This is a genomic window from Bacteroides cellulosilyticus DSM 14838 (assembly GCF_000158035.1).
In the GTDB taxonomy this organism is placed as follows: Bacteria; Bacteroidota; Bacteroidia; order Bacteroidales; family Bacteroidaceae; genus Bacteroides; species Bacteroides cellulosilyticus.
Map to the genome: position 1 here is coordinate 17,274 of NZ_EQ973495.1, position 12,486 is coordinate 29,759.

Sequence of the window (12,486 nt, forward strand, 5' to 3'; positions counted from 1 at the left end):
ATTCTGCTATATAATTAAAAATAATTTTAATCATCTAATTGTGCCCTGATATACAATTTTTTAACAAACTGCATATCATGCATCACCATTATTTTCACCAATTCAGAAAAACCAGTCTTTGTTGGATTCCAGCCAAGCAATGTCTTCGCTTTGGTCGGATCTCCTAATAACTGTTCAACTTCACAAGGTCGGAAATACTTGGAATCAACCTCAACCAATGCTTTACCAGTTTTTACATCAACGCCCTTTTCATTTACCCCTTCGCCTTCCCAACAAAGGTCAATACCTGCTTCCTTGAATGCAAGCGTAGCAAATTCTCGAACCGTATGCATTTCACCTGTAGCTATAACAAAATCTTCTGGAACATCATGCTGCAATATAAGCCACATACATTCCACATAGTCCTTTGCATACCCCCAATCACGACGTGCATCCAAATTGCCCAAATAAAGTTTATCCTGAAATCCTTGTGCTATACGAGCAGCGGCAAGTGTTATTTTTCTAGTCACAAATGTCTCTCCTCGTCGTTCACTTTCATGGTTGAAAAGGATGCCATTAACAGCAAACATACCATAACTTTCACGATAATTTTTGGTAATCCAAAAACCATATTGTTTTGCAACACCATATGGGCTACGAGGATAAAATGGAGTTGTTTCTTTTTGTGGAATTTCCTGTACTTTACCAAATAATTCAGAAGTAGAAGCTTGATAGATTTTAGTCTTCTTTTCCAAGCCTAAAATACGAACCGCTTCCAACATACGAAGTGTACCTACAGCATCTGACTCGGCTGTATATTCAGGTACGTCAAAACTCACTTTTACATGGCTTTGTGCCGCAAGATTATAGATTTCATCCGGTTGTACCATCTGAATAACCCGAATTAGTGAACTACTATCCGTCATATCCCCGTAATGAAGATTGATCAGACGGTCTTTTTTCATATCTCGGACCCATTCATCAAGATATAAATGCTCAATACGTCCTGTATTAAAAGATGAAGAACGACGAAGAATGCCATGAACTTCATAACCTTTTTCTATTAACAACTCGGCAAGGAATGAACCATCCTGACCTGTTATTCCCGTTATTAATGCAACTTTTTTCATTAGTTTTCATTTAGTTTTTTAATATATCTATACATTTTTCTCTGAGGATAAGCTATAAAATCATAATAAATCTGATATCCCAAGGAAGAATAAAAGCCTTGCACCTTTTCATTATCATCATAATCGGTTGTCAATGAAACAATTCTGCCTCCTTTAGACAAGATCTCCTTTTCCAGCTCGCATAAAAGAGCCCTACCAATGCCTTTCCCTTGGCAGCCTGCATCGACCCCAATAGACAATAATTCCGCATAGTCACCTTTATCATTGACAGAAACAGACTTTTTAGTAAGATTCCGATATAAACGTATGATTGCTCCGGGACGGGTAAGCAGCAAACGAAAAGCTACGATCATATATGCAAGTAGGTTTTCCTTTATAAGTTGAGAGTGGAAAGAAGCTGATCTCATTGTCGCGGCGCAAAACCCCATCAATCTCCCCTCATCATAGTACCCTAAAAGAATCCCAGATTCATTTTCCCTCACCGTTCTATAATATAAAGACAAAAAACGATTGCCCAAACCAGTCAAAAAGAAATCGGGAAAAGCATGATTATGGACAGCTACAAGCGACAAAATATCCGCATCAGACACATTTCCTATTTTAACAGACATATTTTTCTATTATTTCAGTTATCAATGATAAATTATACCTTTTAGAGAATCGTTTCATTGCATAATCAAAACCATTTTTCCCTTTTCGATTCAGTACTTCTGAATTCCAATATTGAGTTGACACTTGTAGTGCATTAATCATCGCTTGCTCATTTTCCGCTTCTACAACCAAGCCACAATCACTTTCAATGATAGCCCTCGCAGTATCACTTTTCAAATCCAAAGAAGCTATTATCGTTTTTTGTGAAAACATATATGCCGGTAGTTTAGAAGGAATTGAGCTCATCGCCGCCCCTTTTTTTACAGGTAAAAGCATGATATCCGCCTGACTTTGCACCTCAGGAACTTTGCCGTCCGGTACATCCCAAAATTCAATGTTTACATGTTGGTAACTCTTCGCCAATTCCATACACGACTGCCTTCTCGACCCACTTCCAGCTATTATCAGTCTCGCATCATTCAATTGTGCTTTAGCAAAAGCATGAATCAAAAATTCAATACCCGCTACAGGTCCTATATTTCCTAAATACATAAAAGACAACATCGAATCACTCCTTTTTGCTTCATTACCGTCCATATATGCTATAAATTCACGCTCATCCTGCCAATTTTCCACTACAGTAATCATCTTCTTATCAATATTCCTGCTTTTTTCCAAGTACATCTTCATATTGGTAGAAATAGCTAATACATGAGTAGCGTTACTAAGGATGTACTTATCAACAGGTAGCAACATAGAGCATATGACACATGAAATAGTTTTACTTTTTATCTTATTAGTAAATGATTCCGGATAAATATCTTGTACATGCACAATGCATGGTATCTTATACTTTTTAGCAGTTTTTACTATCAAGGCCTGTGAAAATAGCGGCCATGAGTTTACATAAATACAAGAAAAGCGATTCCTATATCTCTCAATATATCTTCTACAATGTAAACCAAAACTAAAGCTTTCATAAAAACGGCCTGTCAATTTAGATTGTGGACACACATAAGAAGCAACTGTGACCTCTTCATATCGACTCGCTTTACTTGCTTTTTCAGCAAAAGAGAATCCATAAGGACGACTTGAACGGGGATGTAAAACCGTCACTTCATAAGTTTCGGACAACTTATCTGTAATATCAAACGATAATTTAGAAGAGACAATAGGTTCAGGAGGGAAAACTGCGGTAATAATTAATATGGCTTTCATTACTGTTGTTTTTATTAAATCTCATTATATGCTTCTTCATACAAAGATGCCAGTTGTTCATACATCTTATTCCAACTAAATCTCTTGGCATTTTCAAGTCCCTTTTGTATTACATCCAAACAAAGCTTTTCATCAGATAACAACTCCAGTTTACTACATAATTCCACTTCATCTAAACTATTCATCAATAAAGGAGTATCACCTATTATTTCCGGAATAGAAGAAGAATTATAAGCTATTACAGGGCAACCTGCCCTTTGAGCTTCTAATACAGGAATGCCAAATCCCTCATAAGAAGAAGGGTAGACAAAAGCCTTGGCTCCATTATACAGAATATTCAATTGTCTATTTGAAATTCTTCCCATATAGCTGTAACGCTGGTTACCAATATTTAAATCCAGAAATCTTATTTCTTCTTGAGTCAAACTAGCACCGACTATTACTATCTTCCAATCTTTTCTGCGAATGCTCTCTATAACCAATTTGAAATTTTTATATGCTTTCCGTTCTCCTACAAATAATAGATAAGATTTTACATCAAATGGCAAGTCTATATTTTCAATATTTTGCAAAGGGAAATAGTCATCAGAGACACCATTATAAATTACTCGCACCTTCTTTGAATCTACATCTGGTAAAAAGCGAAGCAAATCCTTCTTTGTATTTTCTGAGATACAGATTACATATTTAGCTTTTCGTATCGCATAATATTTCTGCCAACAATGAATCCATTTATGTAAACCGTGATAAAAATACTCATAGGTAAAATCGTGAACAGTTGTTATATTGATGGCATTCGGATTTGAGCTGATCCTAAAATAAGATGAATGAAAAACAAAGCGTTCGCTCTCGTCTGCACAACTTACAGGAAAATAACGTCTATATTTCAATGTTGATGCCGGATATTTCACTATCTGTTTTTTGGGGATCAAGAGTAATGCACGTTGAAGATTATCAATAAAAGTAAACTCTATAAATGATATTTTTTGCTCTGTACTCAAAAAGCGTTTTAGTATTTCATACCATACTACAGAAATTCCTCCTGTTCTCTGGAGTGAAAAAATAATATTATCAAAAACTATTCTTAACATAGCACTATAATTAATTGTAAGCACACAATTATATTCTTCAAGATCTCAATCATATCCTTAAAGTTGATTGTTTGTCTCTCTCAAAGATTATATAAGCTGTTTCTCAAACAAGAGAATTTACGCACTCAATGTAGTCCGTTAATACCTTTTATTCATACTATCGTACTAGACTTTCAAACACTTCTTCCCACTTTGCCATTATCGTTTCTTGTGAATATAATTTAGATTTTTGATAAGCTTTTGTACCCATTTGTTCACGTAATTCTTCACTTTCTATCAGCAACATTATTTTCTTAGCCAAATCATCAATATCGCCTTCACGAACTAGAAAGCCATCTACTCCATCCTTTATGATATCCTTAGGACCGCATTTGCAATCATAAGAAACTACCGGTAATCCACAAGACATAGCTTCTAAAAGAACCATGGGAAGTCCTTCATAACGAGATGAAAGAACAAATATTGAACTATTTAAATATTCCTGCTGTATGTCTGATGTAGGCTCATGTATCTCTATTACTTTCTCTAAATTACTTTCTATAATACGATTATTTACATAATCATATTTTTCCCCCGAACCAAAGATCTTTAAAACCCAAAAGGGATGATACTGAGTCACTATTTTCCAAGCATCAACAAGCCGTTCATAACCTTTTTGATAAGATAATCTTCCTACAGCAATAACAGTATGAGATTTTAAACTTGCACATTTTAATGGATATTGACTTATAAAATTAGGGATAACAGCCAAATTAGAGTTAGAAGTCCAATAGCCCTTATCTTCATAAGTAAGGCAAACAAACTTATCGTATTTATTTACGACTTTCAAATCTTTTGTTGACCTATACTTATCCGCTAAATTCCAAAGTCCCTTTCTATCAAATTGCATTCGGAAAAATCTTGAAAAATGAATTTCAGCGATTTTTTTACTACCATCCTTTATACTAGGCAAAAAAGTTACTTCGTTGCCAAATGTTGAAATAACAATATCAGCTTTATTAGCCTTCAAATAAGTTGCCAATCTTTTTCGATGAATAGCCCTTTTTATCAGAAACGAAAACATTTTCCACAAAAAAGCTCTATCATTGCCATTTGCATAATTAATGCGCAAATCAAAAAGAGTAATATCAGGATGAATCTCAAAAAAATGTTCACGCCCTTTCTGTTCAACTGTTACAATAGAAACATCATGGCCGACTTTAGCCAAATAATTTGCTTTATTAATAACGATTCGTTCCATTCCACCCGAATTGTAAGTTCCATGAAGACAATAAATGATTTTCATTATATTTTCTTTTTAAATAAACTTATGAGAAGCTTGATTTTGCACATATTTATAATTGCATATATTCCAGAAAAGCAACACCCAAATCAGATTTTTAAGACTATAAAAAAAAGAACCACGACACATAAAAATGGCTCCAGATAGCAGAATATAATAAATAATGAAAGCACTTTGACTCCCCATCCTGCTTTTCATTCTTGAAGAAGTAACAATTTTCCCCAAAAAATAGAACAAAAAAAGTACTCCAATAAAACCAAATGAAAGATATATATCCCCTACTATATGTGTACCCATTCCCAAAGGATTACCTTCACCTAATACCCAATTACTAGTAAGAGACTCTGATTTCATACTGTATGTTGGAATACCAAATAAAAAAGATACAAATGATTGCAAAAAAGGTATAGGAGCTAATATATAAGACAGGGAAGAAATGCCATAGGTAATAGACTCATTATTTACATGATCATAAATGGCATACAAATTCCTATTACAAATAATAAAGTCTCTAACATAATCGAATAATGCCAATTCATTATCAGACGTATTGGGCAATTCTTCACCACCCCGCCAATGTCCTATCAATGACAAAAATACAAAGGCTACAAAAAGAGCTACAAAAACTTTTTGAATTGACAGATGATATCGCAAACTATAATAGCATAAATAAACAGACATTATACACAATGGCAATGTACGTGTGCCCGTACCAAGAAGCAACAATATAATGAAGCAAATAACTATGCTATTTTTAAATCCTTTCATAGTACAGTCTACCAGACAACAAAAAAGAGTAAATGATAGAAAAAATGTATAGATAAAACGAAATAAAGCACTTGCATTCGCTTCCGCCTCACCTGAATATGTATCAGAGAAAAACTCAAGTCCCCCAGTAATCACAATTAGTACAAACAATACAATCTCCAAAGTAACTATTCTATCATTCTGTTTTGTAGAAATCAAATATACAGGAGTAACTCTCTCTCCTAAATTCACAGCTAAAAAATTCCTCGTATAACCTACGCTATAAACAGCATAAGCTACATTTACCAATGCTGTAGCTCTTGTTATCACGTCACTACTGAATCCGCCATAAGTAAACATTGAATAATTAGGCATTATTGGATAAATAAAAACTGGATAAATGTAGCTTACTAGAAAAAAACTAATAGTAAACAAAATATTGAATCCAAGCGGCTCATTTTTTCGATCTTGAACATACAGCAAAAATGCATTAGAAACAAATAGCAAAAATAAAACGACACAATAGACTTGAGAATATTTCATAGGAGAGCCGAAATACATCCCCAGAGAAATCAATAAAAAGAACAAGTGTAATCCACATTTCTTATTAATCAAACAAGCTCTCTTATTCATAACCCGCAACTAATTTTTACTAAATTTATGTTTCAAATCTGACAATAACATGTACAAGGAAAATGCATGCAACTTGACAGCCCAATAATAAAGTTTCAAATGTAGAGGAACTTTATTATTAAATAGAAAGTTCTTCGAATCCAGCTCCGGGTAAATAGAATGCCATATCATACGAGTTTTTCTATCGCGTACTTGAGTTGAGAAATTCGCTCTACAATACAATCTCAAGATTAATAGAACATCTAAATTCTTCTCAAGTACATTTTCACGTTCAAAGAACTTCTCGACGATATTTATATTAGCACAATGCTGTTCTTTTCTTAACAAATACTTATCAAGCCCAACCTCTTTTGTAATAGAGTTTGAGTTTACATAATAATAATACAATGGTTCACCAATATAAGCAAATCGCTGGGCATAATAGATTTGCTGAATCATTATCGCAAAATCCTCTCCATTATTAGCTGTCGGATAAATTATCTGATTGTTAGAAATGATACTCCTCCTCACTAATCCACCACATAAACTCCATAACATTCTACTGACAATCATCAATAAGATATTTTCCTTGTTTAAAGCATCTAGTTTGTTATGAATGTGTGAATAATTATCCCCATCGGTAGTGTAAAATTCACAAAATACAATATCACTATTGGTTTCAACGGCCTTTCTCCACATTTTGTCGTACGCTTCCACATCCACCCAATCATCACCGTCACAATGAATAACATAATCACCAGTAGCTAGTTTCATTCCACGCTTTCGAGCGGCAGCCTGTCCACTATTTATCGGAAGTTTTACGATTTGTACCTGTTTTTTTCTTTGAGGATATTGTTCTAACACCTCATATAAAACTCCTATTGAATTATCTTTTGTACAATCATCAATAAATATATACTCTATATCATCCAAGGTCTGTTCAAACAGACTTCGAGCACAACGAGAAATATACTTCTCCACACCATATACAGGTATTATCACACTAACTTTTGGCATATACAGAACGTATTTCTAACATTTAATCAATTTTTAAGTAAATTAGAGAGAATACATTTCAATCCCTAATGTATAACAGATCACAGGATACGCTTATCTCTGCTGATGCGCTTCTTTCAAATTACTCTCTATATAGTTAATAGACTGACGTTTCCACCCATCCAAGATTTTATTTACCGAAGTATAGTCTATAGGTCTTAAGTGTTCCTCTGACACCTCACCACCAATAGAAATCAAGTGATTCTCTAAATGAAAAATACTTAATAGTGAGATAAACCTTGAAGCTCCTCTTTCAGAATTCAGAATAGCCACAAATGGCTTATTAAAAATAATAGAGAACACAGTTCCATGGAAGGAATCTGTCACAACAAACTGAGTATCCCGAAATCCTGCCAACCACTTAGATACAGACGGATAAATACATTCTGATACATTATTTTCTATTATATTGGAAAAGTGGGTTGTAGGTCCATTCTCATAAGGGGTTAAATGCAAAGACTCACCTACATTTCTTATTATTTCATTTTTCTCCTGTGTTCTGTCCAACACATAAGTAAGAAGCATATCCGTCGAACAAGAACTATCCTCGCCTTCTATCAATTTCAAATAATCATCCTTACTTAAAAGCATCGTCGGATCTAAAACATGAACTGCATCTATTTTAAAATAATCTCGACAAAGGTGCACCCCAGACTCTTCTCTAACTGAAATCGCATCAAATAATTTGATAGACTCAGACGCTATTTTCATGTCCTTTTTTGAATATTCATTCAAGTCATCCGTGCCAAATGAAGCAGCATAAGCTATGCGCTTCACATTTATAGCCTTTGTAAAAGATAAGAAATAAGTAGGTATATCACTTATTGTAGCCCTCCAAACCTGATCACTACCTACTACTATTGCATCAAACTGCCTCACTGTATTGATTACATTTTCATTATTTCTTGTAAATAAATCAATTGTATCAACATGAATATTAACAAAGCGCTCTGTATTAGCAGTAATGCTTCTTTTAGCCTTACTTTCTTTATCAAATGAAAAAAATAAATAACGGTATGGATAATAACGATAATTCTTTAGTATATAGAATTGAGTTGCATGATATAAAAAACGTAAAACTCTATTCCATAAAGACAGTTTTTGTATAACTCCAAGTCGATCTGTAACAACATCATGTCCCATTCCCTTCAATATTTGTTGCAAAGCATAAGCTTGAAGTAACCCGCCATAATTAGTACGCAAAGGCTGGGTAAGAATTAATATTTTCATAAATACAAAGATACATTACTATCAAAAAGACGAGGTTCGATGATGACAACGCCATCAATCGAAGTCTTAATTACGTTCATTTCGATACGATTAAAATAAAATGATTGGATTTCATACGTACACGAGCGGTACGTATGCTTCTATCTTGTAAGCACTAACAATGCGGTCATGAACGCTTCAACGCTTCACAACCCGCTATAAAAAGTCTATAAGTATACTATTTATTTCAGGAAAATCTCAATTCTCGTCCTTGCCCAAAAGATGATTCAAAGCAACTCTCATCCGGAGTTCTTTCGCGGAAGGGCCACGAACTCCTTTATTGGCCATATCCAAGTAAAAAGCATAGCTATCCGCTAAAGATTCACGAACACAATCGGGCATCAGCATTTGCCACTCGTTGCGGGATTCGTCTTCATAAGTCAATACCAGTCCGAAATTCTGCAATTTATAGAATGTCTTGCGCATCTTACGGGTAATATAATGATTAGGGCCCGCTTTTTCAAATTCATCCACAATCTGAAGTTCAGCCTTGCTTAACTGGCAAAGTATAGATATAGGATTATCCAGCAATTCCCGAGCCACCCGACGGGCTGTTTCGTCCTTCTTCAAATTGGGACTTACGTAAAGGTCAAGCTTCTTGATAATACCAAGCATCTTTTCTTTGTTCATTGCAAAAAGAACATCGCAAAGAGCTACGTTGGAAGTAAACTGGGTGTTTTTAATAGTTACCATCTTGCACAATTCATTTTCTATATTATCAGATTTCTTCTATTTTCCACTCCCCCAGCGTCCTCCGCTCAGTATCGAAGTTAATCCCCACCTTCACCACCGGCAGTCCGCACAGCGCGAAGCGTTCGGGATAATTCTTCAGATCAATCTGTCCCATGGCGTCATCGGCCGTTTTGTCCAACTTCAGTTCCATCACGTAAAGAGCGGACAAACTACGCATCACCACATCCACACGCCCGCGCGGGGTACGCACTTCCACATCCACATACATACCTAACAGGCTGAAAATGGTATAGAACAACGACTGGTAATGGCCTTCATAATCGGTATTGTCGCAATAAGGTATTGTAGAAAGGAAAGCCTGCAACAAACGCAGTCCATCGTCCAGCCTCTCTTCGTAGATAGCCTCGTACAGCAGAGCCACCGTGGTAAGCCCATCCATCGTGTGTTGGTGCAGGTAACCGGGCAGCAGACTCTTCATCAAGCCCAAACGGACTTCTTTATTGGGGATATCCAACAAATAAAGATTCGTGATGGGAGAATAACCCTTTATCGTGATATAACCGCTTTGGTAGAGCAACGGAGTGATATTCGTTATCCGTTCGGTAGGCGCATCAAAAGATTCAGCCAGTGCTTTTCGATCTCCAATCTGTTGGGGAATTACATGATATTTGTTCAGCATCTCTATCAAATAGGTAGGTGTTCCACTGCCAAACCAGTAAGAATTCATCTTACCGTCGGCAAAGGCGTTCAACAGGCTGAAGGGATTGTAAATATCAGGTGACGGCCAGGTGAAATGATAGCCATCATAGTTATCTTTCAATTTCGCAAGCACTTCTTCGCGAGACACTTCCATACGCATGGCCAGTATATCCACGTCATTATCCATCTGAGTCAGCATTTCTTCCTCGCTGATACCGCAAACAGCAGCATACGGTCCATCCATACTGATGTTCTTGATATTATTCAGTTCGCTGAAGATGCTCAGTTGGGAAAACTTTGTGATACCGGTGAGGAACACAAAACGCAGATAAGGATCGCAAGCTTTCAACGGACTGTAGAAATTGCGCATCACATCCCGAAGGACAGGCAGATTCTTTTCTTCATGGACAACGTCGAGAAGAGGAGCGTCGTATTCATCAATGAGGACAACGACCTGCCGACCGGTCTGTTGGCAAACACGGCGGATCAGTCCGGAGAAACGATCATTCAATGTCACTTCCTCACTCACTTTGCCATACACCTCTTCATATCTATACAACTGAACACTCAACATTTGCTCCAGACGTTCCTTATCCACATGCTTCGCCATGCTCATGTCAAAGTGAAGAACCGGATACCGAGTCCATTCCGCCTCTAACTTATCAATGGCAAGTCCCTCAAACAGTTCCTTACAACCTTCAAAATAAGAATGCAGTGTGCTGGTGAGCAGACTCTTGCCAAAACGGCGAGGACGACTCAGAAACACATATTTAGAATCGAAATGCGTCATTCGATAAACGTATTCCGTCTTATCTATATACAAATAGTTCTTTCTGCGGATTTCCGAGAAAGTCTGTATTCCTATCGGATAAAGTTGTCTCTGCTGTTCCATATCTTTCAGTTTACTTCGAAACTATCTTCAATTTCCTTTACTTAGATTACAAAGTTACGATAAAATTTCATCTGAACCATACATCCAGCATGTATTTTTCCATAGCATAGCGGCATTCACTATATCGCTTTTCATCCGCATTTTCACGCAAATAATGAAAGATCCGGATGTAATAGCTTATGCTAACGTCTCACCAAATATGACCTGATAGTAAGTACGATTACTGATTCCACAGCCCTCACACAATTCTTTCACCGGAATTCCGGAAACTTCGCGGAGAAGGGCCATGCTATCCCCCAAAGCCTTGTAAGTGTAAACTACTTTTTTCATATTGTTCTTTAAATTAATGTTAATATTTAACACGGATTACCAACATGGTGGTAACGCCGCTATTTTCTTTCTCTATAACTTCACCGCAAATTTTAAAACAACAAGCGATGAAGGCTCTAAAAACAACCATCCCCGTCACGGAACTCCAAAAGACCCTCGGTCTGTGGAAGAGCCGCAAGATTACGGACTCCGTCATTCCCAAACTCCTGCACCTCTACCTCGGAATGAGTGCATACATGAATCAGGAAAAAGTATATCCCGTGGATAATTTTTACGAGATCAGCATAGCGCTGGCCTTTAAAAATGCAAAGTTCCTCACGGAAGCGGTCAAGCGTTGCGGTTCATTCGGCATTGTACCCGAAAGAAACACATACGGAATAAAATATTTCTACTCGCCTCTCTGGATAGAGAAGTTTTCATCGGAAGAATTACCGGAAAAGTTTCCGGAAACTTTTCCACAGGATAATATATATAATATATATACTAAAGGGAATTCTTCTGACGAAGAACTCTCGCCGGAAGGCGATAAACCTTTAGAAGATAATTCTGATAAGAAAAATATCGTTACACCGGAATCTTTGGCTACCGCCAAAGAATTTTTCCATCTCATCAACGAAGATTCCGCGCAGAAGGCGCAGATACTGACGCCGCTCATCAACTGGTTCCAACTGCACGAAAGGCTCACACGGAAACACGCGTGTGAAAATCTCGTGTATATGGTGAACGAATTGCTGATTCCTTATTTCGCGTCGCAGGCACGGTTTATGAAGTCCAACCACGCCGGAAGACTTTGCTGGCTGACCAATCTGCTGAAATCAGCTCACGGACAACATCTGCTGAACGATGCCGCAAAAGACAGCAGACTGAAACGGGAACAGACAGCTCAGGAAACAAAAG

The 12,486-nt window shown here is 36.7% G+C and carries 12 protein-coding genes; 1 reads left to right on the forward strand and 11 read right to left on the reverse strand.

Annotated features, from left to right (window positions below):
* Positions 1-26: 26 nt before the first annotated feature.
* The 11 genes from gmd to BACCELL_RS27015 form a co-directional block, all read right to left on the reverse strand.
* On the reverse strand, positions 27-1,109 hold the full coding sequence (gene gmd, locus BACCELL_RS22445) for a GDP-mannose 4,6-dehydratase (protein ID WP_007214396.1): 1,083 nt from the start codon (positions 1,107-1,109) through the stop codon (positions 27-29).
* Positions 1,109-1,699, reverse strand: coding sequence for a GNAT family N-acetyltransferase (locus BACCELL_RS22450; protein ID WP_248604808.1), 591 nt, complete (start codon positions 1,697-1,699; stop codon positions 1,109-1,111). Before BACCELL_RS22450 ends, gmd begins: the two co-directional genes overlap by 1 nt.
* A gap of 10 nt (positions 1,700-1,709) precedes the next feature.
* Positions 1,710-2,918, reverse strand: a complete 1,209-nt coding sequence (locus tag BACCELL_RS22455; protein WP_007214398.1) for a glycosyltransferase family 4 protein — start codon at positions 2,916-2,918, stop codon at positions 1,710-1,712.
* Between the two features lie 14 nt (positions 2,919-2,932).
* Positions 2,933-4,009, reverse strand: a complete 1,077-nt coding sequence (locus BACCELL_RS22460) for a glycosyltransferase family 4 protein (RefSeq protein ID WP_007214399.1) — start codon at positions 4,007-4,009, stop codon at positions 2,933-2,935.
* Between the two features lie 157 nt (positions 4,010-4,166).
* On the reverse strand, positions 4,167-5,294 hold the full coding sequence (locus BACCELL_RS22465; RefSeq protein WP_007214400.1) for a glycosyltransferase family 4 protein: 1,128 nt from the start codon (positions 5,292-5,294) through the stop codon (positions 4,167-4,169).
* Positions 5,295-5,306: 12 nt separating this feature from the next.
* Positions 5,307-6,671 carry an O-antigen polymerase gene (locus tag BACCELL_RS22470; protein WP_007214401.1) on the reverse strand — a complete coding sequence of 455 codons (1,365 nt, stop codon included), beginning with the start codon at positions 6,669-6,671 and terminating at the stop codon, positions 5,307-5,309.
* 9 nt (positions 6,672-6,680) lie between these two features.
* Positions 6,681-7,667, reverse strand: a complete 987-nt coding sequence (locus tag BACCELL_RS22475; RefSeq protein ID WP_007214402.1) for a glycosyltransferase family 2 protein — start codon at positions 7,665-7,667, stop codon at positions 6,681-6,683.
* Positions 7,668-7,760: 93 nt separating this feature from the next.
* The gene (locus BACCELL_RS22480) at positions 7,761-8,936 is read right to left on the reverse strand and encodes a polysaccharide pyruvyl transferase family protein (protein WP_007214403.1); all 1,176 of its coding nucleotides are present in this window, start codon (positions 8,934-8,936) and stop codon (positions 7,761-7,763) included.
* A gap of 237 nt (positions 8,937-9,173) precedes the next feature.
* On the reverse strand, positions 9,174-9,668 hold the full coding sequence (locus BACCELL_RS22485; RefSeq protein WP_007214404.1) for a hypothetical protein: 495 nt from the start codon (positions 9,666-9,668) through the stop codon (positions 9,174-9,176).
* Positions 9,669-9,693: 25 nt separating this feature from the next.
* On the reverse strand, positions 9,694-11,259 hold the full coding sequence (locus tag BACCELL_RS22490; RefSeq protein ID WP_007214405.1) for an ATP-binding protein: 1,566 nt from the start codon (positions 11,257-11,259) through the stop codon (positions 9,694-9,696).
* A gap of 177 nt (positions 11,260-11,436) precedes the next feature.
* Positions 11,437-11,589 (reverse strand): hypothetical protein, encoded by a 153-nt coding sequence (locus BACCELL_RS27015; RefSeq protein WP_007214406.1) that lies wholly within the window; start codon positions 11,587-11,589, stop codon positions 11,437-11,439.
* A 107-nt stretch (positions 11,590-11,696) separates the two neighbouring features.
* Between BACCELL_RS27015 and BACCELL_RS27020 the strand changes: the two genes are divergently transcribed.
* Positions 11,697-12,486, forward strand: a 790-nt coding sequence (locus tag BACCELL_RS27020; RefSeq protein WP_044154316.1) for a hypothetical protein, incomplete at its 3' end; no start/stop codon positions are given.

Coding starts and splice junctions, on each gene's coding strand:
- BACCELL_RS22480 (WP_007214403.1), bottom strand. CDS start 8,936: ATGAAAATATTAATTCTTACCCAGCCTTTGCGTACTAATTATGGCGGG.
- BACCELL_RS22490 (WP_007214405.1), bottom strand. CDS start 11,259: ATGGAACAGCAGAGACAACTTTATCCGATAGGAATACAGACTTTCTCG.
- BACCELL_RS22460 (WP_007214399.1), bottom strand. CDS start 4,009: ATGTTAAGAATAGTTTTTGATAATATTATTTTTTCACTCCAGAGAACA.
- BACCELL_RS22470 (WP_007214401.1), bottom strand. CDS start 6,671: ATGAATAAGAGAGCTTGTTTGATTAATAAGAAATGTGGATTACACTTG.
- BACCELL_RS22485 (WP_007214404.1), bottom strand. CDS start 9,668: ATGGTAACTATTAAAAACACCCAGTTTACTTCCAACGTAGCTCTTTGC.
- BACCELL_RS22475 (WP_007214402.1), bottom strand. CDS start 7,667: ATGCCAAAAGTTAGTGTGATAATACCTGTATATGGTGTGGAGAAGTAT.
- gmd (WP_007214396.1), bottom strand. CDS start 1,109: ATGAAAAAAGTTGCATTAATAACGGGAATAACAGGTCAGGATGGTTCA.
- BACCELL_RS27015 (WP_007214406.1), bottom strand. CDS start 11,589: ATGAAAAAAGTAGTTTACACTTACAAGGCTTTGGGGGATAGCATGGCC.
- BACCELL_RS22465 (WP_007214400.1), bottom strand. CDS start 5,294: ATGAAAATCATTTATTGTCTTCATGGAACTTACAATTCGGGTGGAATG.
- BACCELL_RS22455 (WP_007214398.1), bottom strand. CDS start 2,918: ATGAAAGCCATATTAATTATTACCGCAGTTTTCCCTCCTGAACCTATT.